The sequence below is a fragment of the Sagittula marina genome (assembly GCF_014196795.1).
In the GTDB taxonomy this organism is placed as follows: Bacteria; Pseudomonadota; Alphaproteobacteria; order Rhodobacterales; family Rhodobacteraceae; genus Sagittula; species Sagittula marina.
Window position 1 is genome coordinate 56,297 of the sequence record NZ_JACIEJ010000003.1, and the last position, 22,950, is coordinate 79,246.

20 protein-coding genes are annotated in these 22,950 nt (G+C 62.6%); 10 read left to right on the plus strand and 10 right to left on the minus strand.

Features of this window, described 5'->3' with window-relative positions; translation table 11 throughout:
* Positions 1 to 7: 7 nt before the first annotated feature.
* From GGQ68_RS06480 to GGQ68_RS06490, 3 genes are all read left to right on the plus strand, one after another.
* Positions 8 to 823, plus strand: coding sequence for an SDR family oxidoreductase (locus tag GGQ68_RS06480; RefSeq protein WP_183964202.1), 816 nt, complete (start codon positions 8 to 10; stop codon positions 821 to 823).
* Positions 816 to 2,375, plus strand: coding sequence for an alpha-amylase family glycosyl hydrolase (locus GGQ68_RS06485; RefSeq protein ID WP_183964204.1), 1,560 nt, complete (start codon positions 816 to 818; stop codon positions 2,373 to 2,375). Before GGQ68_RS06480 ends, GGQ68_RS06485 begins: the two co-directional genes overlap by 8 nt.
* Before the next feature lie 65 nt (positions 2,376 to 2,440).
* Entirely contained in the window at positions 2,441 to 3,229 is a 789-nt protein-coding gene (locus tag GGQ68_RS06490) for a hypothetical protein (RefSeq protein WP_183964206.1), read from the plus strand.
* 190 nt (positions 3,230 to 3,419) lie between these two features.
* Here GGQ68_RS06490 and GGQ68_RS06495 read toward each other — a convergent pair whose 3' ends face one another.
* Entirely contained in the window at positions 3,420 to 3,962 is a 543-nt protein-coding gene (locus GGQ68_RS06495; RefSeq protein WP_183964208.1) for a winged helix-turn-helix transcriptional regulator, read from the minus strand.
* A gap of 39 nt (positions 3,963 to 4,001) precedes the next feature.
* On the opposite strand from GGQ68_RS06495, the gene GGQ68_RS06500 reads away from it, so the two are divergent.
* The 3 genes from GGQ68_RS06500 to GGQ68_RS06510 all read left to right on the plus strand — a co-directional run bounded on the left by GGQ68_RS06500 (position 4,002) and on the right by GGQ68_RS06510 (position 9,582).
* Positions 4,002 to 4,379 (plus strand): VOC family protein, encoded by a 378-nt coding sequence (locus GGQ68_RS06500; protein ID WP_183964210.1) that lies wholly within the window; start codon positions 4,002 to 4,004, stop codon positions 4,377 to 4,379.
* A gap of 1,351 nt (positions 4,380 to 5,730) precedes the next feature.
* Positions 5,731 to 9,021, plus strand: coding sequence for a Hint domain-containing protein (locus tag GGQ68_RS06505; protein ID WP_183964212.1), 3,291 nt, complete (start codon positions 5,731 to 5,733; stop codon positions 9,019 to 9,021).
* A 171-nt stretch (positions 9,022 to 9,192) separates the two neighbouring features.
* Positions 9,193 to 9,582 carry a response regulator gene (locus GGQ68_RS06510; protein WP_183964214.1) on the plus strand — a complete coding sequence of 130 codons (390 nt, stop codon included), beginning with the start codon at positions 9,193 to 9,195 and terminating at the stop codon, positions 9,580 to 9,582.
* Between the two features lie 78 nt (positions 9,583 to 9,660).
* Here GGQ68_RS06510 and GGQ68_RS06515 read toward each other — a convergent pair whose 3' ends face one another.
* Positions 9,661 to 10,296 (minus strand): nucleotidyltransferase family protein, encoded by a 636-nt coding sequence (locus GGQ68_RS06515; protein ID WP_183964216.1) that lies wholly within the window; start codon positions 10,294 to 10,296, stop codon positions 9,661 to 9,663.
* A 336-nt stretch (positions 10,297 to 10,632) separates the two neighbouring features.
* Here GGQ68_RS06515 and GGQ68_RS06520 point away from each other — a divergent pair, with 336 nt between their 5' ends.
* A complete protein-coding gene (locus GGQ68_RS06520) occupies positions 10,633 to 11,922 on the plus strand; it encodes a DUF2254 domain-containing protein (RefSeq protein WP_221235539.1) in 1,290 nt (429 codons plus the stop codon).
* Positions 11,923 to 12,173: 251 nt separating this feature from the next.
* Here the strand turns inward: GGQ68_RS06520 and GGQ68_RS06525 are convergent, their stop codons facing one another.
* Positions 12,174 to 13,478, minus strand: a complete 1,305-nt coding sequence (locus tag GGQ68_RS06525; protein WP_183964218.1) for an HlyC/CorC family transporter — start codon at positions 13,476 to 13,478, stop codon at positions 12,174 to 12,176.
* A 70-nt stretch (positions 13,479 to 13,548) separates the two neighbouring features.
* Between GGQ68_RS06525 and GGQ68_RS06530 the strand changes: the two genes are divergently transcribed.
* Positions 13,549 to 14,358 carry a metallophosphoesterase family protein gene (locus GGQ68_RS06530; protein ID WP_183964220.1) on the plus strand — a complete coding sequence of 270 codons (810 nt, stop codon included), beginning with the start codon at positions 13,549 to 13,551 and terminating at the stop codon, positions 14,356 to 14,358.
* On the opposite strand, the gene GGQ68_RS06535 is transcribed toward GGQ68_RS06530, so the two are convergent.
* The 3 genes from GGQ68_RS06535 to GGQ68_RS06545 are packed head-to-tail and all read right to left on the minus strand — an operon-like array spanning position 14,355 to position 16,904.
* Positions 14,355 to 15,290 (minus strand): site-specific tyrosine recombinase XerD, encoded by a 936-nt coding sequence (locus GGQ68_RS06535; RefSeq protein WP_183964222.1) that lies wholly within the window; start codon positions 15,288 to 15,290, stop codon positions 14,355 to 14,357. The two genes, GGQ68_RS06530 and GGQ68_RS06535, sit on opposite strands and share 4 nt — an antisense overlap.
* Positions 15,287 to 16,753 (minus strand): hypothetical protein, encoded by a 1,467-nt coding sequence (locus GGQ68_RS06540; RefSeq protein ID WP_183964224.1) that lies wholly within the window; start codon positions 16,751 to 16,753, stop codon positions 15,287 to 15,289. The genes GGQ68_RS06535 and GGQ68_RS06540 overlap by 4 nt, the downstream gene beginning before the upstream one ends.
* A 1-nt stretch (position 16,754) precedes the next feature.
* Positions 16,755 to 16,904: a hypothetical protein gene (locus GGQ68_RS06545; protein WP_183964225.1), complete on the minus strand. Its 150-nt coding sequence runs from the start codon at positions 16,902 to 16,904 to the stop codon at positions 16,755 to 16,757.
* 142 nt (positions 16,905 to 17,046) lie between these two features.
* Here GGQ68_RS06545 and GGQ68_RS06550 point away from each other — a divergent pair, with 142 nt between their 5' ends.
* Together GGQ68_RS06550 and aroB are read left to right on the plus strand one after the other, a co-directional pair.
* Positions 17,047 to 17,619 carry a shikimate kinase gene (locus GGQ68_RS06550; RefSeq protein WP_183964917.1) on the plus strand — a complete coding sequence of 191 codons (573 nt, stop codon included), beginning with the start codon at positions 17,047 to 17,049 and terminating at the stop codon, positions 17,617 to 17,619.
* Complete coding sequence (gene aroB, locus GGQ68_RS06555) at positions 17,616 to 18,728, plus strand: 3-dehydroquinate synthase (RefSeq protein WP_183964227.1); 1,113 nt, start codon at positions 17,616 to 17,618, stop codon at positions 18,726 to 18,728. Before GGQ68_RS06550 ends, aroB begins: the two co-directional genes overlap by 4 nt.
* A gap of 68 nt (positions 18,729 to 18,796) precedes the next feature.
* On the opposite strand, the gene GGQ68_RS06560 is transcribed toward aroB, so the two are convergent.
* From GGQ68_RS06560 to ssb, 4 genes are all read right to left on the minus strand, one after another.
* On the minus strand, positions 18,797 to 19,393 hold the full coding sequence (locus GGQ68_RS06560; RefSeq protein WP_183964229.1) for an Isoquinoline 1-oxidoreductase subunit: 597 nt from the start codon (positions 19,391 to 19,393) through the stop codon (positions 18,797 to 18,799).
* 3 nt (positions 19,394 to 19,396) lie between these two features.
* Positions 19,397 to 21,556 carry a xanthine dehydrogenase family protein molybdopterin-binding subunit gene (locus tag GGQ68_RS06565; RefSeq protein ID WP_183964231.1) on the minus strand — a complete coding sequence of 720 codons (2,160 nt, stop codon included), beginning with the start codon at positions 21,554 to 21,556 and terminating at the stop codon, positions 19,397 to 19,399.
* 3 nt (positions 21,557 to 21,559) lie between these two features.
* The gene (locus GGQ68_RS06570) at positions 21,560 to 22,018 is read right to left on the minus strand and encodes a (2Fe-2S)-binding protein (RefSeq protein ID WP_183964233.1); all 459 of its coding nucleotides are present in this window, start codon (positions 22,016 to 22,018) and stop codon (positions 21,560 to 21,562) included.
* A 269-nt stretch (positions 22,019 to 22,287) separates the two neighbouring features.
* A complete protein-coding gene (ssb, locus tag GGQ68_RS06575) occupies positions 22,288 to 22,818 on the minus strand; it encodes a single-stranded DNA-binding protein (protein WP_183964234.1) in 531 nt (176 codons plus the stop codon).
* Positions 22,819 to 22,950: the final 132 nt, after the last annotated feature.

A 22,950-nucleotide genomic window follows, 5' to 3' on the forward strand; every position in this document is an offset into this window, starting at 1 on the left:
ACCTCCCATGACGGATGGTAAAGTAGCACATCTGCCCGACCCGGAATACATCGACGACGGCTATGTCGGCGCCGGAAAGCTGAAGGACAAGCGCATCCTGATCTCTGGCGGGGACAGCGGCATCGGACGCGCCGTGTCGCTGCACTTCGCCCGGGAAGGGGCGAAGGTCGCCTTCATCTACCACGCCGCCGAGGACAAGGCAGAGGACACCCGCAAGGGCATCGAAGCAGAAGGCGCAGAGGCCTTGGTGATCCAGGGCGACACTGCCAGCAGCGCGGACTGTGATGCTGCGGTTCAGAAGGTCATCGACGCCTGGGGCGGGATCGACGTTCTGGTGAACAACGCTGGCTTTCAGAAGCCGTACAAGACGTTGGAAGACGTGAGCGATGAAGACTGGCGCGCCCATTTCGACGTGAACATGGCGGGGATGTTCTTTCTCTCCCGTGCTGCGCTGCGCCATATGACCGAGGGCGCAAACATCGTGAACACCACCTCCATCAACGCCTTTGTGGGCAACGATGCCTTGGTGCCCTACAGCGCGACGAAGGGGGCAATCACCGCCTTTACCCGCTCTCTGGCAAAGCAGTACATGGATCGCGGTATTCGCGTGAACGAGGTGGCCCCCGGACCCGTTGCCACAGACATCCAGTCGGTCTTCGAGGATTTTGACGAAGACATCCTCAAGAACATGGCCGCGCCCATGGGGCGTGTGGGGCAACCGCGCGAACTGGGGCCGGCCTATGTGTTTCTCGCCTCGCGGGACGGCTCCTTTGTGACAGGGCAGACGATCCATGTGAATGGTGGGATGATCGTCGGTGCGTGACACCCTGACGAAGCTGGACCGCCCGACAATTTACGAAATCTACCCTCGCTCGTTCCGGGACACCACCGGGACGGGCGAAGGGGATCTTGCCGGCATCCTCAACGGGTTGGACCATGTGGCCGCGCTGGGCGTCGACGCCATATGGATCGCGCCGTTTTACCCAAGCCCGCGGGCCGATGGCGGCTACGACGTGACCGATCACTGTGCCGTGGATTCACGGCTTGGCACGTTGGAGGATTTTGACCACATCGTCGAGAAAGCACATGCGCTTGGGCTTGGGGTGATGGTTGATCTGGTTCTCAAACACACGAGCCTCGATCACCCGTGGTTCGTGGCGGCCGTGGAGGGGGATGATACCGCGGCGGCCCGCTACGTCTGGCGCGATGCAAAGCCCGACGGCACGGCCCCGACCAACTGGATCAGCTACTTCGGCGGCCCGGCGTGGACGTGGAACCACAAACGCCGGCAGTATTATCTGCACCAGTATGCCTCCGAACAACCGGCTCTGGATCATCGCAACCCGGATGTTCAGGCAGAGATCCGCGCCATCATGGACTTTTGGACCGCGCGCGGCGTCGACGGATTTCGCTTTGATGCCGTGACCTCGTGGTTTCACGATCCGGACTTTCGCGACAACCCGGCCGCGCCACCCGACGAGAGATCCCGGATCGAAGGGCTGCCCTTCAATCCCTACACCCACCAGTTCCATCGCCACGACATGATGCCGCAAGAAGGCGCCGCCCATATGGCCAGGATCCGGGACTGGGCGGGGCCGGATGTCTTCCTGATGGGAGAAAACAACTTCGGCATTGCTTCGGTCGAGATCGCGCTGGAGTACACCGGGCCGGAGCGGCTCGACGCTTGCTATACGACGGACACCGTCAAATGCGGTGCGGGGCTGGCGGTCTGGGATGAGCTGCTGAGCGCCATCAACGGGACATGGCGGCTGCCGTGGTGGTTCGAAAGCCACGATCAGGCCCGCAGCCCCACGCAGCTGGGGGACGGAACTGCGGCTGCCGCGCGCTTTCTGGCGCTGCTTGGCGGTGTTCTGCCCGGCGCCCTGATGCTGTATCAAGGACAGGAGCTGGGCCTGCCGCAACCGCATCTGGACCGCAAGGACGTCGAGGATCCCTATGACCTTGCGTTCTGGCCGGACGGACCGGGTCGCAGCGGCGCTCGGGTGCCAATCCCGTGGACCGAAGCGCCGGGCACGTGGGGCTTCACCGACGGCACGCCCTGGCTGCCTATGCGCTGGGCACCGGGCGCGTCGATCGCAGCGCAAGAGGCCGACCCCGACAGCGCATTGGCGTTTCAGCGCAAAGTGCTGAAGCTGCGGCGCGCGCTTGAGCTGGCGCGCCCTGAGCGGTTTGCCCATGACACAGCAGACGGGGTGCTGAGGCTGGAGATGGAGACGGGGGCAGGGCGCTTTGTCGCCGGTTTCAATTTCTGCGACCAAGCGCGCCCCGTGCCCGAAGGCGGCGAAGTGGTGCTGTCCAGCGGTGTCGACAACGGGCAAATGCGCCCACGTGGCGCGGTGCTGCGGCGGGCATGAACCTTTCCTTTTCCAGCTTTTGCCTCATCATTCCCAAGGGTTAGACAGAGAGGGGGGAACCAGACATGATCCTTGCGACCGTAGGCGCGCTGTTGTTGGCGGTGGTCCTGTGGGACATCCTGATGTCCGCGCTGGGCGCGGGCAGTGCCGGACCTTTGGCGCCGCGCATCGCGCATGGCGCCTTTCGATTGATCAGGCTGCTGCCGGACCGTGCCTACGTCCACCGCATCTGCGGCCCGCTGGTCACCGCCAGCATCGGCGCGGGATGGATCGTGCTCATGTGTGTTGCATGGTCGCTGATCCTGTCGGGCGCGCCGGAGGCGGTGGTCACCGGCGCGGAGGGCACACCGGCGGGCACCCTTGGTCGTGTCAGCTATGCGGGGCACCTGTTGTCCACCCTCGGTGGTGGGCTCAACCAACCGGGGACGCAGGCCTGGGGCGCGGTGTCCATGCTGATCGGCGTGTCGGGAATGGTGGTCCTGACCCTGTCGGTCAGCTTCGTCTACTCGACGACGCAGGCGGTGGCGACGGGCCGCGCGGTTTTGGCCCTCTCCGAGATCCACGGGCCGGGCACCGAGCGCTTCGACACGGTGCTGTTGCCGGAATTGGCGACACTGGTGGCACAGATAAAAGCGATCCCGTTCTGCCTGTACTTCAGCACGGCCCGGCCGCATAGACGTTTGCCAGCCGCGCTTGCACGGCTGCGGTGTGACGCCCGCCTTGACGCTGAGGACCGCGCGCGCCTTGATGTCTTGCTGACGGAATTGCCGGGCATGGAGCACGCGCCCGCAGACAGCTTTGGCACATCGTTCGAGGATTGGGTGCAGCGCTATTCGCTGAGATCATGGCGGTGACTTACACCGTGCGGCCTGTTCAACCGCGCCCTGTGCGCGAAGTCCAGTCCAACACCCTCGTCGCGCCTGGTCGCATATCCGCGCGTTGAGCATTTCGAGGGTGTCACAGGACCGGACACCAAAGCGGGAGCAAGGTCAGCGCCGCAGGGCTTTCCCGGTTTGCCCTGCGTTGCAAGCAACGGCAAAAACGCTAGGCAAAGCGAACGTCCGTCGCGGTGACACTGCTGATCAGTCCGCCGGTGTTCACAGCTCGATAGAGTGATCTTGGCGGCCGGGCGGCCTCGTCAACAGTGCGCTGAACCCAGTGTCTTGCTTCCATTGTCTTCAACGATTGCGACAGGGCGCGGTCCGTGATCGTTCGCAGATTGCGTTTGATGTCGTTGAAGTGGCTGGGCCGGTGGAGCACCGTCAACACCGGTAAGGTCCATGAACGGCGCAGCAAGTCCTGATCGGCTTCGGCGGTGACGCCTTGAACTTTGTGGGCGAGCGCCGCGGCAGCAACGCCAGGTTGCGTCAATCGAAACTCCGGGCGCAACGGGTGGCCATAACCGGGGTTTCGTTCCAATAACCCCAGTGAGATCAAGTGATCCATGCTCTGCGCAAAAGCGGTTCTGCTGGCGCCGGTGGCCGCCAACAGCGGTGCCTGTCGCCCGGCAACGCCTGCGTGCAGGTTGGCCAGAATGGGTATGGCCCAGGCTCTTGAGGTTGTGTTGACAAATGCATCTATGTCCATAAAGTATAGTTAGTATAATTTCAGACAAAGGGGAACAGCATGTCACTCATTTCGCTGGATGCCACCATTACGATCTCGCTTTCTGTCAGGGATCGCCATGCGAGTGCCGAGTGGTATGAGAACATGCTTGGGTTTGACACGCTCTATCATGCCGACGAGGCGGGCTGGTCAGAACTGCAGACCAAGACAAAAGGCGTGACGCTTGGATTGGGCGAGCATACCAAGCCTGCGCCCGGGAACTGCGTTCCTGTCTTTGGTGTCGCTGATCTGGATGGGGCAAGGCAAAAGCTCGAACAGGCAAACGTGACATTTGACGGCGAAACCGATGTGGTCGAGGGCATGGTCAAGACAGCCACCTTCTACGACCCGGATGGCAACGCCTTGATGCTTGCCGAAGATCTGTCGGCGGGATCATGAGTGTACGTCCCGCGCGACAGCAGGGCTTTGCACAGGCTGACGCGGCGGAGGGCTTGGGCTGCATCTGTTGGAAATCTATCGCGTGAACCCGGGGGCGGTCGATTCAGATCCCGCGTCCGTTGGGCGGATCAGCGTGATTGGATGAGGGCAAAAGACGTAGCTGGTGGTTTTCTCCGTCGGCTCAGGTAAAGACCGCGTGCCGCGGCTTCAGCTGTTAGAGGCGTGGTGCAGCGATAGGGCTCATGCGCTTTTGCGGTGATCTGCAATGACCGCGATGTGACACGTTCACAGCCCGCTGCTGGCGCGTGCGGTGGCGCTTTTTATCGACGCGGGTGTGGGGGTCCGTTGTGCGGTTCGCAATCCATTAACCACGTTTCGGCGAAGGCTTTGGTGTAGGCCCGGAACGGTTGCTTTGGCCGGAAGGCTACACGGCGGCGTCCGGAATGCTGATGTCCGACGGGCCGTGCGCATGGCAAAAAGATGCACGCTCAACTCTGGACGGCTTGCCGCATAACGGGTAGGGCAAGGTGTCAGGAAACATCTAGGTTGAGCCGTGACGCAAGGTTAAGGCGATCCTAACTTGAGATTACACGTTTAACGTGACAGTGTTTAGACGTGGATAAGACCTGAGGCGGAAACGTGCAGACGCAATTCTGTCCCAAACGGGCAATGGCAGGCTGGGGAGCGTCAAAGACGCCCGATACCGCCCTGCTGATTCGGTGACTTTTCAACCATGACTTGTCATCGCCGTAATCAATAAATCCCGCAGGTCTACATTGGTTCACCAACTGACACAGACGGCGCCGAAATGTGTCCGACTTGTTTTTGTGCCCGCGCCTTCAAAAAAACCCACACTATTGTTTCCATAATTATCGACAATCCGGGGCAAACCACCGGGCGACGTGGCTGGAAACTTCATATTTCCTCAGGAAAAGCGCGAATGGTGTTTCTCAACCTGACACAATAACCGGCCAAGTGTCCGTTGCCCTTGTCAAAATTCGCGCCGATTGGGGCGCGGATCTGTCGCGTGTTGTCCAGTTTCCGACAATTTTCTCTTCCGAGCGGAGGCACACTTGACGTATTAACATCTCCAAGCCCGCTGGGGGTGAAGAATACAGGCCGCGGGGGTGGCCGCTGAACAGTTCGGTTCTGACAGGTCCGACGTGATGCCAGGACGAAGCGCGTCCAAGCCGCCGTACTTCTTCGCCTCGCAAAAGTCGCGGGCAGAGGCATGGCGAAAACGTCGACCCATCAGAGCAGAGCGAAATGAGTAAACGGGCAGTGCCGCGAGCAGTGTCGTCGCAGTGTTTGCGACTGGGGGCTTCCCCGACAGGAAAATGAGGGCTTTTAGATGGTTGATCTGGTTCTGGACTGGGGTGCACTTGGCGGGTACGGCACCTTACTGACCGACACTGACGACACCGGTGGCGCGTCTGCCACGGTGGATACCGGCGGCGTTGCCGTCGACATTTCATTCGACGCGGCTGAGATCGGCGCAACGGCGTTCACCTTCAACGCACCCGGCTATGTGGCCGACGGCGAGACATTCGATCCGCAGTCCTGGCTGAAGCTGTACGGCGCAGCGGACGATACCGCCGATGCGACATCCACAACCACGCTGGATTTTCGTGCAACCGACGATCTGTATACCGATCAGGTCCAGAATGTCTCCTTCCGCATCAACGATATCGACACAGATACGATGGGCGACAAACAAGATGGGACCGCCGGGCCGTTCGAGGATATCCTGACAATCACGGCGCTCGATGCTGATGGCAACGAAGTCCCGGTGACATTTACCCCGGCGGGTTCGGTCAATGTGACCGGCAACACGCTGGACGGTGAAACCTCGACCGGTCTCCAGGATGCTGACGGCTCCGTTCTGGTCGAAGTGGCCGGTCCTGTCGCGTCCATCGTGATCCAATACGCCAACGGTGGCGTGTCCGATCAGCGCGTGACGATTTCCGACGTGGAATTCTCCACCGTCGATGTGGATGGCGCCAATGTTGCGCCGGTCGCGGTGGACGATTTCGCCTCCACCGATCTGGACACGGTTGTCACCATCGACGCCGCCGACAACGATACCGATGCAGATGGCGACACGCTCACCGTGACATCCATCGGCGCCGTGACCAATGGCACCGCCGAGATCGACCCGACCACGGGCGAGGTGATCTTTACACCGGACGCCGGTTTCATCGGCGAAGGCACCGTGGAATACACTGTGTCCGATGGCACTGCGACCGATGTGGGCCTGATCACTGTCACCGTGACGGATCCGACAGCGCCGAACACACCGCCGACCGCCGTGGACGACGAGGCGAGCACCGGGGTGGGCACGCCCGTGACCCTGACGCCGCTGGCCAACGACTCCGATCCCGAGGGCGATCCGATCACGCTGACCTCCGTGACCGCTCCGGCCAACGGCACCGTGACCTTCGATCCGACCACGGGCGAGGTGACCTACACCCCCAACGCGGGCTTCGAGGGCACCGACACCGTCGACTACACCATCACCGACGGCGCGCTGACAGACACCGGCACAATCACCTTCACGGTGGATGACGACGACCTGCCGCCGCCGCCACCGGCGAACATTGATCCGGTTGCCGTTGACGACACCGCGGAAACCGCGCCCGGCACGCCGCTTGTCGTGACGCCGCTGCTGAACGACACCGACGCCGACGGCGATCCGCTGATCCTGACCGGCATCACCCCGCCCTCCAACGGCACGGCGTCCTTTGACCCGACCACCGGGGAAGTGACTTACACCCCGGCAGATGGCTTCATCGGCACGGACACCATCGAATACACCATCTCCGACGGCAACGGCGGAACGGATACCGGCACGATCACCATCGGCGTGGGCACCCCGGCCGGAGGCGTTGGCGCCATCGACGCCGATGTGTTCCCGGTCGATCCGTCGCTCCAGCCGCTCGATCCGCTTGATGGCCTCGACCAGGACTCCGATCCGTCCGACGATCTGGACAGCGTGACCGGCACCTCCGGCGCGGACTACATCACCACGGGCGACGATGACGACACCATCACCGCAGGCGGTGGCGACGATACGGTCTTTTCCGGCATCGACGACGACGTCGTGAGCCTTGGCGGCGGTGATGACTACCTGTACGACGTCCAGGGCGCCGACACCATCTCGGGCGGTCAGGGCAACGACACCATCATCGCGGGCACCGACACGTTCTCGGATTACGAAGGTGACGATGCCGCCTTTGCACCGGGCGGGTTCCTGAATGATACGTTTGGCTTCACCTCTGATCCGAACCAGGAAGACGGTCGTGACAGTGTCGATGGCAACATCGGGGACGACTACATCGAAACCGGCGATGACCGCGACACCATCAACGGTGGTCAGGGCAACGATACCATCCTCGGCGGCATCGACGACGATTTGATCCGTGGCAACCAGGGCGATGACAGCCTGATCGGCGGCCATGGCTCTGACACCATCGACGGCGGGCAGGGCAACGATTACATCGACGGCTCCAACATCGCGGCGCTGGAACTGACCGACGACATCGACGTCAACACCGAGAACGACCGTGACCTGTTGCAGGGCTTCCTTGGCGATGACACGATCTTTGGCGGTGACGATGACGACACGCTGGAGGGGGGCTCGGGCAACGACTACCTCGACGGCGGCATTGACGACGACCTGATCTCCGGTGGGCGTGACAACGATACGCTGATCGGTGGCCAAGGTTCCGACACGCTGAACGGCGGCGCGGGCGTTGACTCGATCTCCGGCGGCGAAGGCCGCGACGTGATCGTCGTCGACAGTGCGGCGCATGGCGCTGGCGACGTGGTTGACGGCGGCTCCGGTGGCTTCGTCGATACGGCTGATCCTTCCGATCCGGCGAATGGCGACTACGACATACTGGATCTGACCGGCGTAGGGATGCGCGGCGAAGACTGGCGCATCGTGAACCAGGTCACCGACTCCAACGGCAATGGTCTCGACGGCACCGTGGAATTCCTGGACTCTGCCGGCGAAGTCACCGGCACCATGGACTTCTTCGAGATCGAGGAAATCGTGCCCTGCTTTACTCCGGGCACGCTGATTGCGACCCCGTCGGGCGAAAAGCTGGTCGAGGATCTTGAAGTTGGCGACCGCGTGATCACCCGTGACAACGGCATGCAGGAGATCAAGTGGGTCGGCCGCAAGGACCTGACCGGCCATGACCTTGCGCGCAAGCCGCACCTGAACCCGGTCCTGATCAAGCAGGGCGCACTGGGCAACGGTCTGCCTGAGCACGACATGCTGGTCTCTCCGAACCACCGCGTTCTGGTGGCCAACGACAAGACGGCGCTGTACTTTGAAGAGCGCGAAGTTCTTGTCGCGGCAAAGCACCTGGTGGACCTCGACGGTGTCGAAGAAGTGGAAACGGGCTCCGTGTCCTACATCCACATCATGTTCGAGCAGCACGAAGTGGTCCTGTCAAACGGCTCCTGGACCGAGAGCTTCCAGCCGGGCGACTACTCCCTGAAGGGCATCGGCACCGCACAGCGTCAGGAAATTCTGGAACTGTTCCCGGAGCTTGCCGAGGCAGATGGTCTTCAAGGCTATGCCGCCGCGCGCCGCTCGCTGAAACGGCATGAGGCTGCGCTTCTGACGCGCTGAGATCGACACCACTCGCCCCTTTGATGTACCGGGGGCGACGTAACGGACGGGGCGGCCTTGGGGGAGGTCGCCCCGTTTATTGTTGAAAATTCTCGATAAATCCAAGGCTTAACCCGTCATTAGGACCCGTACTGGCATGATCTGATCCTGGGTCGAGCGAATGGTGAATCGATGGTCAAGTCAGAGAAACTGTGCCTGATTGTGGATGATCAGGAATTTGACCGCCGCATGATGCGGCGGGTGTTTACCAAGGAATATCCCGATTTCCCCATGGTGATCGCGTGTGATCTGGCGCAAGCCCGAAAAAAACTGCTGACTTCCAAGGTCTCCATCGTATTTCTCGACAATGCTTTGCCTGATGGGTTTGGCGTGGACTTCGTGCATGAGCTGGCACAGAAAGACGCGTTCAAGCGGGTGCCTTTCGTGATCGTCAGCGATTTCCCCACGCCCTTCATGTATGCGAAGGCGCGCGCCTCCAACGTGAGAGAGATCTGGTCCAAACAGGATTTCAACGGACCGTCGCTTCAGCGCGTGATGCAGCAGCATACCGTGCTAAACTAACCAGACCACTGACCTGAAATGACAAACGCCTCCGCAATGATCGGAGGCGCTTTTGTTTCATGGATGCGGGGGAGGGTCTTACTCCGCTGGCATACAGATCTTTTCGTCGCCATTGTCGGAACACTCTCCGCGCCATGCATCCCAGGCCTCCGGCGTGTCGAGATCAAGCAGCGCCCGTTCACCGGGCAAGGCCACCTGACGGAGGCGATGCTTGTTGGACCGGAGCACTTCTCTCGCGCCCTGATCGCCCGTCAACTGCGCCATGGCAGAAAAGCAATCGGCCGGGAACAGGACCGGGTGGCCGGGCGTGCCGTCCTCCGTCGAGGCCTGTTGCAGCATCGGATAGGGCACCGAGCAGAATCCCGTCATCACTTGCAGGATATCGGAGGTTTCCAGCTCCGGCATATCTGCGGGCAGGATCACCACCGCGCGCATACCACGGGGCAACATGCCGACGCCGCGACGCAGCGAAGACGACATGCCCTCATCCGCATCGGGAACCGATATGACCTGAACGGGCAAACCCGCCAGAGCTTTGGCGCGGGGATGGTCGTGATCCGGAAGCGTCACGGACACATGCGCGCCGGTGGCGATTGCGGTCATAGCCATGTGGCGCAGCAGCGGCACGCCACAGACAGTTTCAAGCAGCTTGTCTTTGCCGCGCATCCGGGAACTGGACCCGGCAGCAGGGATTAATATCGCAATGTCTCGCATGGTAATATCTATAACCGTGATCTCACTGAAAAGACAGAAAATTATACGCTGCACCTGCATCCGCGCGCCGCTGCAACGCGGCAATTTAACCCCAATTTAATCCTGCAAAGGCCCTCGATGGGCGTCAAAGCGGCTTGAACGGCCCATCAAGCGCGCTTTGACGTGAGAGGCGAATATCCCGATACGCCCCTTTTGCGGGACCACGCGCCCAAGGTCAGGCATCGCTCTGGCGGGAAGGATTACAAAGTGCAATGCGCCGTGAGGCCGCGCATACAAAAGCGACAGGGCGCACGATTCCCGCTGGGCAAGCCTGCATGGCACGTTAAGTTGCGCCCCATGAACAAGGTTTTTGCTCTCCCGCGCAAGGCGGTGCGCGTCCTGCGCGGATATTCTCGCATCTTGTGGGTGCGCGTGGCGATTTTCGGAATGGTCGCGGTGCTTTCCATCCCGCTCAGCCAGGTGATCGAGGCTTTGCTGCCGCAGAAAATGCAAGGTTGGGTGGCCGGTGGGTCGGTGGACCGGCTGCTGGATATCATTGCCTCGGCCATGTTGACCGTGACGACCTTCTCGCTGACGGTGATGGTGTCGACGAACCAGGCCACGGCGTCGCAATTCACTCCGCGTCTGCAACAGCTCATTCGCCAGGATGCGGTGACGCAAAACACCTTGGCAACCTTCATCGGCTCCTACGTTTACGCGCTTGTGGCCATCGTCCTGCGGGAGGTCAGCTACATCTCGGATGAGAAAGCGCTGGTGATGTTCGTGCTGACGGTGGCCATGCTGGCGCTGATCGTGTGGTCGTTGATTCGCTGGATGCAACACCTGCAATCCTTGGGCTCTCTCATCAACTCCGCCCGACAACTGGAAACCATGACCGCCCGGCAATTTGCGCAGCGGCTGGAGACCCCCTGTCTCGGGGCGAAACCGCTGACCGGCGACGTGCCCAAGGATGGGCTGGTGATCGCGACACCCAAGACCGGCTACGTGCAAATCATTCACCCAGAGCCGCTGCAGGAACTGGCCGAGGAACTGGACTGCGAGATTTACCTGCTGCAAGAGATCGGGGACTTTGTCTTTCTGCACGCGCCGGTGGCGAAGGTCTGTGGCCTGGACAAGGATCCCGATGACGAAACGCGGACCCGGCTGAAAGATGCTGTTCATGCAAACGTCATCCTCGGGGATGAACGCACCTATGATCAGGATCCGCGCTTTGGCTTGATGACCATGTGCCAGATTGCCTCCAAAGCCCTGTCACCCGGCATCAACGATCCCGGTACGGCCATCGACATCATCAACCGTTGCGGCAGCATCCTGTCAGGCTATCGGGATGAGACGGAGGGCGATGGTAAGCCGCGCCACCCGCGTTTGCATGCCCGCCCTCTGGATGCCGCGGCGCTTGTTGGCGATGCGTTTGACGCCATCGCGCGCGATGGGGCGAGCATTCGTGAAGTTCAGGAACGGCTGCAGAAGGTGCTCGGAGGGTTGAAACGCCATCCAGACCCGGAGCTTTGCGCGGCCGCCGATGAGCGGGGGCAGGAATACCTTGAGCGCGCGCTCGACTCTTTGAATTGGGGCACGGACCGGCGTCGTCTGAAAGCGGCCGCCGACGCGCGCGACGAGGCCTGAAACTACCTCACTTGCCCGGGGCAGGCGGCGCCTGCCTCGGATCGTGAGGCCGGTGCCATTCACATCGCAGCTTTGGCGGTGCGTCTGATGTGATCGTCCACCGGCCAAAAGCCTGCTTACGGTCCAGGGACAACGCACGAAGTCGCAGCATATGAACGATGTCGTCTGGGGACATTGCCAACCTCCGCACAAATCAACTTTTGCACAGCGTAGCCCCAAGCCGTTAACGCCGCCCTGACGGGCAAGCGCATTCAGATTTGCATTATCTTCAATTTGGTGATGCGGTTGTTTTCACGCTCCATCACTTCGAACCGGAAGTTATGGTAGGAAAACACCTGACCCACGGTCGGGATCATCTGGCTTTCGAAAATAACCAGACCTGCCAGCGTGTTGGCCTCATCGTCGGGCAAGGCCAGATCCGTGGCGCGGTTGAAGTCCCGGATTGTCATCGCGCCATCGACCAGCATCTGTCCGTCTTCGCTGCGCATGATCTGATGGTCCGCCTGCGGGTCGAATTCGTCGGTGATCTCGCCGACGATCTCTTCGAGGATATCCTCAAGCGTGATGAGCCCTTCGAGCGATCCGTATTCGTCCACCACCAGCGCGAAATGCGTGCGGCGGCGCAGGAACTGGCGCATCTGCTCATCCAGCGGCGTGGTGTCCGGGACAAAATACGGCTTCATCATGATCGACGTTACGTTGAAGCCGCTCAGCGCGTCGGCAAGGCTGCCTTCGGTCGTGGTCAGTCGATAAATGGCGCGCAACAGGTCCTTTGCGTGCACCACGCCGATGATGTTTTCGGGATCATTGCGATAGACGGGCAGGCGGGTGTGATTGGATTCCAGGCATTGTTGCACGATGTCCTGCGGTGCGATGTCCGCATCGACCATTTCGATGTTGGAGCGATGCAGCATGATTTCTTCGACGGTGCGGTCGCCAAGGTCCAGCGCGCCAAGGATACGGTCCCGGTCTTCTTTCTGAACGACGCCTTCGGAGTGGCCAAGATGCAGCGCGCCTGCGATCTCTTCGCGCACGGCAAGGATCTGGCTGTCGGGGTCGGTCCGCACGCCAAACACCCGCAGCACGCCGCGCACCAGAAGCCGCACGGCAGACACCACCGGGGAGAACAGCTTCACGATCACCGCGATGGGCGTGGCGACGCGCGCGGCGGCAGATTCGGGGTTGGTGATGGCGTAGGTCTTGGGCAGCACCTCGGCAAAGACCAGCACGATCACGGTCATCACCAGCGTCGCCAATGCCACGCCGCTGTCGCCGAAGATCCGGGTGAACAAGGCCGTCGCCAGGGAGGTGGCAAGAATGTTCACCAGGTTGTTGCCCAGCAGGACCGACCCGATCAGCCGTTCGTTGTCTTCGGTGATCGCCAATGCCTTTTCCGCCCCGGTGGCGCCACGGTCAGCGGCGGCCCGCAGCTTGCCACGCGACGCGGCGGTCAGGGCTGTCTCCGAGCCGGAGAAAAAGCCCGACATCGTGATAAGCAGGACAATTGCGCCGGAGGTGATCCAGAAGGCGGCATCAAAGACTGTTTCGGGTTCCATCTACGCTGTCTTTCCTTAAGGGTTGATGGGGTTATGGGGCGCGCGGGCGCTTGGTTCAAGGGCTAGGAAAATGCGCTTTCGCAGACATGTTGTCGAACCGTATGAGACGGGTCCGATCCTTGCATTCGGTGGCCCGGTGTCGAACCTTCAGGCTACGCGGGCCCTGCGGGCAGAGGCCGTCCGTTTGGGCATCCCGGCGGCGCGCGTGATCTGCACCGGCGATGTCGTGGCCTATTGCGGCGATCCGGTTGCGACCGTGGCAGAGATTCGCGATTGGGGCTGTCACGTCGTGGCCGGCAACTGCGAGCGACAACTGGCGGAGGATGCCGAGGGCTGCGGTTGCGGCTTTGACGAGGGGTCGACCTGTGATCGGTTGTCGGCGGCATGGTACGCCCATGCGCGTGGTGCGATGGATGCCGAGACGCGCGCCTGGATGGCGGGCCTGCCCGATGAGGTCAGCCTTGGCAACATCGCGGCGATCCACGGAGGCTGGACCGATATATCGCGGTTTCTCTGGCCCACCTCGGCAGAAACGGATTTCATCGAAGAACTGGCAAAGCGCGCGGAGCTGACGCAGGCCCCCCAGCCGCAGATCGTTTTGGCGGGGCATTGCGGGTTGCCATTCTGCCGACAGATAGAAAACACGCTTTGGGTGAACGCGGGCAGCGTCGGGATGCCCCCGAACGACGGCAGCCCCCGGACCTGCTATGCGATCATTGACGGCGACCGGGTCACGCAGCACCGGTTGGACTACGACTGGCCCGGAGCGCAAAGCGCAATGCAGGCCGCCAATCTGACACAAGGCTATGACCGGTGTCTGGAAACCGGGCAGTGGCCGTCGCTCGAGATCCTGCCAGCGGCGTTGCGTCCGTCCGGCTAGTCCTTGGCCATCGGGTGATGATCCATGACCAGCTCCCTCAGACGTTCCTCCAGCACATGAGTATAGATCTCCGTGGTGGCCACATCGGCGTGCCCCAGCAAAGTCTGGATCGCCCTCAGATCCGCGCCGTTGGCCAGCAAATGCGTGGCAAAGGCATGGCGCAATGTGTGCGGCGTGACCTTTGCGGGAGAAACCCCAGCTTCGACCGCGAACTCCTTGATAAGCGTATAAAAAGCGTGCCGTGTCAGGTGTCCGGCCTTGCCATGTGAGGGGAACAGGAATGCCGAGGCTTGCGTGCCCTTGCTGGCGCGCGCCTTGTCCTCGGCGTCGTCGCGGAACTGCAACCATCCGGTCAGCGCATCGCGCGCGGGTGGCGAGAGAGGCACCATGCGTTCCTTGCCGCCTTTGCCGCGCACCAACAACATGCGAGGGTCGCCCCGTGCCGATGACACCGGCAGCGACACCAGCTCCGTCACGCGCATTCCCGTCGCATAGAGCACCTGCATCAGGCAGGCATTGCGGGCGCGGTCGGCCTCTATCCGGCCATGGGCCTGCGCCGCGACAAGCAGCCGGTCGACCTCTTCGATGGACAGCGTTTTGGGCAGGCGTTTATCTCGACCCGGCCCGCTGATCTGCACGGCAGGGTTGTCGTCGCGCAGCCCTTCCTCAAAGGCGAATCGATATAGCTGCTTGATCGCAGACAGACGCCGCGCCCGTGTCGCGCGTGACAGGCCAAGCGCGTCGCAATGTACGAGGTACTCCTCGTAGTCGCCGCGCGCAGCCGTATCGAAGCCGCGCCCCTGATCGCCAAGCCACTCTTCCACATGTTCCAGATCGCGGCGATAGGCGGCCAGCGTGTTGGCCGCCGCACCGCGCTCCGCCGCCATCGCGTCAAGGAACAGCGGCAGCCACCGGCCCGCGGCGATGGTCATTGCAGCGCCCGTTCCGCGTCGAGGATCATCAGCTCAAGGCTTGCCCTGCGCGCCACATCCTCCAGCCCCACGGCACGGAAGGTGGAAATGGCGTCTGACAGATCCTGACCGTTGCCATCCGCGCCGGAGGCAAACAGCGCCATGGCCCGCAAGACGACCTCGCCCAGACGTCCCTCGGCCAGTTGGTCGCGCAGCACGCTGGGCACTTCGACGCCGCGAAAGCCAAGCGCCACGGCCTCTGCGTGGGGCAGGGCGGGCACGTTTTGCGGGGGCAGACCACGCGCGACTTCGGTCAGGAACTGTGCCTCGGCGGAGGTGTCTTTCATGTCGGCGGTCAGCTCTTCGTAGCCCGACGACAGGAACATCAGGCGCCGCGCCATCCGGGCGGCCCGTCCTTCGAACGTGCGGCCTTCGAGTTCGACGGCGAACATTTCTGCGAAAGGCGACAACAGGCGCGCGTGCGCCATCTGGGGCCAGACCTGCACCAGCGCGCGGCCGATAAGGTCATCGTTGTCGCGTTGCAATGCGGCCTCGAAATTCTGAAGCGCATCAACCCGATCCCAGACCCCGCCGGACGCCGCCGCATCCCGTAAGGAGTAGAGGCCAAGCAACCGGTTCGGCGGCAGGCTGCCCGCGCGGGCCAGCCGTTCCGCCGCCTCGATCTGCGCACGCCAGCCATTGTCGCCGGACAAGTCCAGTACGGCAAAGGACCGCGGCAGCGGCGCTGTGGGCAAGGGCTCACCCAAGGCTTCGAACAGGCGGAATTCCAGGGCCGAGGGGCGCACCGGAGGCAGCAGATCGCGGCCATTGCCGGCCTCGGGATCGAGGAAACGCACCATCAGCTCCGCATGTCGTCCGGTGATTTCCCCAAGGGTTTCCGCGCTTTGCAGGATCAAGGCGGCGCGTTGCCAGTCTCCCGACCGGGCCGCACAGAAGATCCGTAACGACAGATCGGATGACAGGCGCGGCTCAGCGTCCAGCTTGGCGCAGACCGGTTCCGTCTGGCCCAGCAGCAGCGACAGATTCACCCAATGCGCAAACAGACGCGGGTCGTCGACACCGGTGATGTCCAACAGCGCCACCGCCTGTTCCACCGCCCCCTGCGAGGTCAGCCACGTCAGACGCGAATCGAGGAAATCGTGGCGCATGTCGCCACGGGGCGGCTGCGCCTCGGCCAGAATCAAGGTTTGCATCATGCGCGTCATCGCGGGCACCGGCAGGTCCACCGCGGCGATCAGCGTGGCAATGCTGCGCGGGTCCGATCCGGTCCACAGATCGTTCGGCAGGCCGGTGGTGGCACTGCTCAGCAGACCCGCCGCGCCGACGTTGGGGGCGGACAGGGGCTGGCTGTCGACGGCAGGCGGCAGCGCGCTTTGACTGACGGGATCAGCCTGCGCAAGCGCCAGCCCCGGCATCACGGCCAGTGCGGACACGGTGATCATTCGGCGCAGGCTGCGCGGCATATCAGTCCTCTTCCAACTGCAACGGGACGCGGATCTCTGTCTGTGGGGGGCTGAAATCCGCCCCGAAGAAAGGTCCGATGTAGGCATATGCCACCAGTGCCAGCGCAGCCAGCACCACAAGGTAGAAAAGCCATTTGAATAGTCGGCCCATATGGGCACCCCCTGCCTCAGGTATTTTTTGCTTTATACCTAGCCTTTTTGTCCGGTTCACGTCATTCACGCAACAGGCAAGAGATGGGCAAGGAATGGCCGAAGGGACAGATCACAAGGGTTTGACCAGGGGACTGGACGACATGTCGCGCGGATCGGCGTCTGCGGTGCTGAAATTGCACAAGACGATCGTCTTTGTGGGCATGATGGGCGCGGGAAAGACGGCCGTGGGCCGAACCCTCGCCGCACATCTGGGCGTGGTGTTTCGCGATTCGGATCACGAGATCGAAGAAGCCGCGCAGATGACCATTGCCGAGATTTTCGCCCGCGACGGCGAGGCCTTCTTTCGCCGCAAGGAAACCCAGATCATCGACCGCTTGCTGGATGGCGTGCCGGGCGTTCTGTCCACCGGGGGCGGTGCCTTCATGTCCGAGGAAAACCGTCGCAACATGTCGCAAAAGGGCGTCTCCATCTGGCTTAACGCCGATCTGGATCTCTTGTGGGAGCGTGTCCGCCACAAGGACACGCGCCCCTTGCTGAAAACCCCCGATCCCAAGGCGACGCTGCGCGAAATCTATGAACGCCGCACGCCGATCTATCGGCTGGCTGACCTGTCGGTCAAATCCGAGCCAAAGATATCACTCGACAGCATGGCGCATCGGGTGACGCTGGCTCTGCTGGCGGAGCGGCCCGACGTATTGGAGAAAAACGCATGATCGACACCGTTGGTGTGCCGCTTCCGGGGCGGGAATACGAGGTTCGCATTGGCGAAGGCTTGCTGGCCCGCGCCGGGTCCGAGATCGCGCCGTTGCTGAAACGCCCGCGCGTTGCCATCGTCTCTGATGACACCGTTGCCGCCGCGCATCTGAGCACCTTGCAAGACGCTCTGTCGGCGGAAGGTATCGAAAGCGTTGCCATGACCCTGCCCGCGGGCGAGGGCACCAAGAGCTGGCCGTTCTTCAGCCAGACCGTCGAATGGCTGCTGGATCAAAAGGTCGAGCGGCGGGATGTGGTCATCGCCTTGGGCGGCGGCGTGATCGGAGATCTTGTGGGCTTTGCCGCAGCGGTGTTGCGACGGGGCGTGCGTTTTGTTCAGATCCCGACCTCGCTTCTGGCGCAGGTCGACAGTTCCGTCGGCGGCAAGACCGGCATCAACACCGCGCAGGGCAAGAACCTCGTCGGCAGCTTTCATCAGCCGTCGATGGTGCTGGCCGACATCGGTGTGCTGGGCACTTTGACGCCACGGGACTTTCGCGCCGGCATGGGCGAGGTCGTAAAATACGGCATGTTGGGCGACGCGGGTTTCTTTGACTGGCTGGAGCAAAACGCCGATCGGGTGATCGGCGGCGACGTCGAGGCCCGGCAATACGCGGTGACACGCTCGGTGCAAATGAAGGCGGAAATCGTTCTGCGTGACGAGACAGAGCAAGGCGACCGCGCCCTGCTGAACCTTGGGCACACCTTCTGTCATGCGTTGGAAAAAGCCACGGGCTACGGCGACCGACTGCTGCATGGCGAGGGCGTCGCCATCGGCTGCGCCTTGGCGTTCGAGCTGTCGTCCCGCCTTGGCCTGTGTCCCCAGGAGGACCCCAGCCGCGTGCGCGCCTTGCTCAAGGATGCCGGAATGCGCTGCGATCTCAGCGACATTCCCGGCGATCTGCCCGATGCCGATGCGTTGCTCGACCTTATGGGGCAGGACAAGAAGGTCATCGACGGGCAGTTGCGCTTTATTCTGGCGCATCGCATCGGTCAGGCATTTGTCACCTCTGACGTGCCTGGCCAAACCGTCCGTGACCTGCTGACGGAGCAGTTGGCGGCACGCTGAACAGGTTTGCACGTTCTATGTGAAAGGGCCGGTCACTTCAGACCGGCCCTTCGTGTTTTGCGTCAAGATCAGGAACTGGGGCAGGCGGCGCCGGTGTCGATCCAGGCCTGCGTCAGCTCGCCAAACACCTTCTGGCTGCCGGGCGCGGGCGTGCGGCCTTTGCCGGGCTCCCAGCCCCAACCGACCAGACCGTCCTCGGCATTGTGCTCGTGCAGCTCAGCCAGTGATTTGCCGCCATTGCGCTCCGGGTCCTTGAGCTGCGCGCAGATCTCGGACGCGCTCTTGCCGATCCAGCCCATGGAGATCGGGGCCAAATTCCACGGATCGTGACCCGGGATCGACCCTTCGCCGGTTTCAAAGGCGACGTTTTCCTCCGAGTGGCAGGTGGTGCAGCGCATCCCCGGCGCGCCAAAGTCGGCGGCCCCGCGCACCACGGGCGGCTGGTGCATCCGCATGTCGTCGCCTTGACGCGGGGAGTTGTCCACCGGGTGGCAGTTGCTGCACCGAGGGTGCTCGATCACCACCATCATCTCCTCGAACAGCGCAACGGAGCGCTCGCCTTCGGCCTCGATGCTGTCAAATTCATCGACAGTGCGCAGGCCGTTGACGTTTTCTGCCATGGCCGGGGTGGCGCACAGCAGCGCCGCGATCATCAGGTTCTTCATGGCTCAGGCTCCGGTTTTCTTGGCAAAGGGCAGGGTGGTGCCGGTCTCGCCGGTCAGCGCACGCCAGGCGTTGGCAACGGCGGGACCGATGGGCGGCAAGCCCGGTTCGCCCACGCCGGTCGGATCCGCGTCGGACTGGATGATCTCGACCGTGACCTCCGGCATCTCGTGGATGCGCAACATGCGGTAGGTGTCAAAGTTCGACTGCTGAACCTCGCCGCCGTCGGCCAGGGTGATCTCGTCAAACAGAACGGTGCCAAGGCCAAAGCCCACCCCGCCTTCCATCTGCGCCCGGATCACGTTGGGGTTCACGGCCACGCCGCAATCCACGGCGCACCAGACACGATGCACTTTCGGCATCCCGTCAACGTCGGAAACTTCAGCGATCTGAGCGACATACGTGCTGAAGCTCTCGTGAAGCGCGACGCCGTAACCCTTGTCGCCTTTGACCTTTTCGCCATCCCAGCCGGCCATCTCCGCCACTTTTTCCAGCACGCCGCGGTCGCGGGTCATGTCGGATTTCAGCAGGTCAAGACGCCCTTGCACCGGGTCTTTGCCCTGCGCCTCCAGCACCATGTCGAGGAAAACCTCGGTGGCGTAGCCGGTGTGTGAGTGACCGACAGAGCGCCACCACAGCACGGAAACCGGGCTTTCCATCTGCGCCCAACCGGTGCGCGCATGGGCCAGATCGTACGGCATTTTCGTCGATCCCTCGTAAGAGGTCGGGTCCATGCCGTCCTGCATCATCTGTGCCATGGGGCCACCGGCCATGATGGACTGGTTGACCACCACGTCTTCCCAGCCGGTCAGCGTGCCGTCCTCTGCCAGACCGGCGCGCATCTTGTGCACCGTCAGCGGGCGGTAATAGCCGCCGTGCAGGTCATCCTCGCGGGTCCAGACCAGTTTGTAGGTGCCGGGGCCTGCGGCCTTGGCGACCTCTGCCAGCTCATTGGCAAAATGCGCCGTGTCCTGCGCGCGCCGGCCAAAGCTGCCACCGGCCAGCATGACGTTGACCCGCACATTTGCCGGCTCAAGCGACAGCACATTGGCCACCGCCGGATGGTCCAGCCCGGGGAACTGCGAGCCCATCCAGACCTCGGCCTTGCCCTCGCTGTATTCGATGAGACCGTCCAGCGGCTCCATCGGGGCGTGCGCCAGGTAGGGAAAGCGGAACTCGGCTTCGATCACCTGCGCGGCGCCGTCGATGTCCGCTGCGCCGTTGCCGATCATCTCGGCATCCTGACCACCCTGCGCGGCCGCTTCTGAGAAGGCCTCGAAGATCGCATCGGTCGACCGGGTTTCGGCGTTGCTGTCATCCCACTGGATGTCGAGCGCGTTGCGCCCCTTGATCGCGGCAAAGGTCGAGGTCGCGTAGACCGCGATGCCCTGCGGGATCTGGTGGACCGCTTCGACGCCGGGCACCTTCAGCGCGGCGCTGTCGTCGAACGACGCAACCGCACCGCCGAACTTTGGCGCATGGGCCACAACGACGGTCTTCATCCCGTCGCGGTACAGATCCATCGAGAACGTCGCCGTCCCGTTGGATTTCGCCACGGTGTCGAGCTTTGGCAAGTCCTGCCCGATCAGCACGAACTGGTCGGCGGTCTTGACGGTCGGATCCTCGGGAACGGTCTGCTGCGCGGCTTTTTCAGCCAAGGCGCCAAAGGCGGAGGTCTTGTCGCCGTGGCTGATCACACCCTTGGAGACGGTGATCTCTGAACCATCAACACCCCATTCTTCGGCAGCGGCAGCGACCAGCATGGCGCGCGCGGCGGCCCCGGCCTTGCGCATCTGCATGTAGCTGTTGGCCATCGCGGTGGACCCACCGGTTCCCTGCATCCCGAAGGCGAGGTTCTTGTAAACGGCATCGGCCGGCGCGGCTTCGGCGCGCATCTGCGACCAGTCGGCGTCCAGCTCTTCGGCCACGAGGGTCGACAGGCCGGTATAGGGCCCCTGGCCGAATTCGATGTGCTTGATCATCACGGTGACGGTGTCATCGGGCGCCACGCGGACAAAGGCGTTGGGCGCGAATGTGCCCTCGGTGCCGTCGCTTTCAAAGGCCAGGGCAGCCCCGGATTGCGCGCGTGCCGCGATGGGCAACGACAGGCCGATCACCAGACCGGCGGAGGAGGTCAGGAAACCCCTGCGGTTCATCTTGGTCATGGTTTATCCTTCCAGGCTGTCGGCGGCGTCATGGATCGCCTTGCGGATGCGGACATAGGTCGCGCAGCGGCAGATGTTGCCTGCCATGGCGTTGTCGATGTCTTCATCCGTCGGCTTGGGGATTTCCCGCAGCAGCGCCGAGGCGCTCATCACCTGACCGGACTGGCACCAGCCACATTGCGGCACGTCGAGGCTTTCCCACGCGGCTTGCACGGCCTTGGTTTCCGGGCCGTCCATGCCCTCGATCGTGGTGACGCTGCTGCCGTCCACCATCGAAATCGGCGTCACGCAGGAGCGCCGCGTCATGCCGTTGAGCATTACGGTGCACGCACCGCATTGCGCAACGCCACAGCCGAACTTGGTGCCGGTCATTTGCATTTCGTCCCGAAGGACCCAGAGCAGCGGTGTGTCGTCGGGGACATCTACCGTCACTTCTTTTCCATTGAGATCAAAGGTCGCCATGCGAGCCCTCCCTGGCTGTCAGCTTTTTGCTTGGGGGTTTGGAGTGTTTGTGATTGCGGTTTGAAGTGCCACATAGGGTGCTGAGCGGCCGGGGCGATGAAAAAAGTATCTCGTGATTGCGAAAACCTTTATCGCAGGCGCGTCTTTTGCGGTTGCGCGGCGCTCGCACGCCGTCGACCCGGCCCGGGGCGCGCGCGCCGTTTTCTACGCCGCAAACGAAAAAACCCGGTGCGCAGGCACCGGGTTTCGGATCTTTCAACGGGGATCCCTCAGAACGGGATTTCGTCGTCGATATCGCGGGCCGGAGCGCGCGCCGGGCCGGAGCCGCCACCGGACGAAGATCCCCCGCCGTAGCCGCCGCCCTCTTCATAGCCGCCACCGCCGTAGCTGTCCTGGCCACCGCCGCCGCCACCACCGTAGTTGCCACCGCCGCCACCGCCGCCGCCGCTCGGGCCATCCAGCATTGTCAGGTTACCGCCAAAGCCCTGGAGCACGATCTCGGTCGAATAGCGGTCCTGACCGCTCTGGTCCTGCCATTTGCGGGTTTGCAGCTGGCCTTCGATATAGACCTTGGAGCCTTTGCGCAGGTACTGTTCAGCCACCCGGACCAAGCCTTCCTGAAAGATCGCAACCGAATGCCATTCGGTTTTCTCCCGGCGCTCGCCGGTGTTGCGGTCTTTCCATGTCTCGGACGTTGCGACGCGCAGGTTGCACACCTTGCCGCCGTTCTGAAAGCTGCGGACTTCCGGGTCACGGCCCAGATTGCCCACGATGATGACTTTGTTCACGGAACCGGCCATGTTTTTCCTCTCGAAACCTAGAATCGCATAGGCGAATGTCTGCCGTTTCTAACGAACCCTCCAACCGGGGTAAACGCCGGGTCGGTCCGGGGGTTCCCGAAGATGCGTTTTGCGGCTAGTCTCCGCCGAAAT

Excerpts from the sequence above, each read along its gene's own strand:
- GGQ68_RS06525 (WP_183964218.1), bottom strand. The coding sequence starts at position 13,478 with ATGGAACCCGAAACAGTCTTTGATGCCGCCTTCTGGATCACCTCCGGC.
- GGQ68_RS06565 (WP_183964231.1), bottom strand. The coding sequence starts at position 21,556 with ATGACCAAGATGAACCGCAGGGGTTTCCTGACCTCCTCCGCCGGTCTG.
- GGQ68_RS06500 (WP_183964210.1), top strand. The coding sequence starts at position 4,002 with ATGTCACTCATTTCGCTGGATGCCACCATTACGATCTCGCTTTCTGTC.
- aroB (WP_183964227.1), top strand. The coding sequence starts at position 17,616 with ATGATCGACACCGTTGGTGTGCCGCTTCCGGGGCGGGAATACGAGGTT.
- GGQ68_RS06545 (WP_183964225.1), bottom strand. The coding sequence starts at position 16,904 with ATGGGCCGACTATTCAAATGGCTTTTCTACCTTGTGGTGCTGGCTGCG.
- GGQ68_RS06510 (WP_183964214.1), top strand. The coding sequence starts at position 9,193 with ATGGTCAAGTCAGAGAAACTGTGCCTGATTGTGGATGATCAGGAATTT.
- GGQ68_RS06535 (WP_183964222.1), bottom strand. The coding sequence starts at position 15,290 with ATGACCATCGCCGCGGGCCGGTGGCTGCCGCTGTTCCTTGACGCGATG.
- GGQ68_RS06530 (WP_183964220.1), top strand. The coding sequence starts at position 13,549 with ATGCGCTTTCGCAGACATGTTGTCGAACCGTATGAGACGGGTCCGATC.
- GGQ68_RS06480 (WP_183964202.1), top strand. The coding sequence starts at position 8 with ATGACGGATGGTAAAGTAGCACATCTGCCCGACCCGGAATACATCGAC.
- GGQ68_RS06505 (WP_183964212.1), top strand. The coding sequence starts at position 5,731 with ATGGTTGATCTGGTTCTGGACTGGGGTGCACTTGGCGGGTACGGCACC.
- GGQ68_RS06560 (WP_183964229.1), bottom strand. The coding sequence starts at position 19,393 with ATGAAGAACCTGATGATCGCGGCGCTGCTGTGCGCCACCCCGGCCATG.
- GGQ68_RS06550 (WP_183964917.1), top strand. The coding sequence starts at position 17,047 with ATGTCGCGCGGATCGGCGTCTGCGGTGCTGAAATTGCACAAGACGATC.
- ssb (WP_183964234.1), bottom strand. The coding sequence starts at position 22,818 with ATGGCCGGTTCCGTGAACAAAGTCATCATCGTGGGCAATCTGGGCCGT.
- GGQ68_RS06520 (WP_221235539.1), top strand. The coding sequence starts at position 10,633 with ATGAACAAGGTTTTTGCTCTCCCGCGCAAGGCGGTGCGCGTCCTGCGC.
- GGQ68_RS06515 (WP_183964216.1), bottom strand. The coding sequence starts at position 10,296 with ATGCGAGACATTGCGATATTAATCCCTGCTGCCGGGTCCAGTTCCCGG.
- GGQ68_RS06490 (WP_183964206.1), top strand. The coding sequence starts at position 2,441 with ATGATCCTTGCGACCGTAGGCGCGCTGTTGTTGGCGGTGGTCCTGTGG.
- GGQ68_RS06570 (WP_183964233.1), bottom strand. The coding sequence starts at position 22,018 with ATGGCGACCTTTGATCTCAATGGAAAAGAAGTGACGGTAGATGTCCCC.
- GGQ68_RS06540 (WP_183964224.1), bottom strand. The coding sequence starts at position 16,753 with ATGCCGCGCAGCCTGCGCCGAATGATCACCGTGTCCGCACTGGCCGTG.
- GGQ68_RS06495 (WP_183964208.1), bottom strand. The coding sequence starts at position 3,962 with ATGGACATAGATGCATTTGTCAACACAACCTCAAGAGCCTGGGCCATA.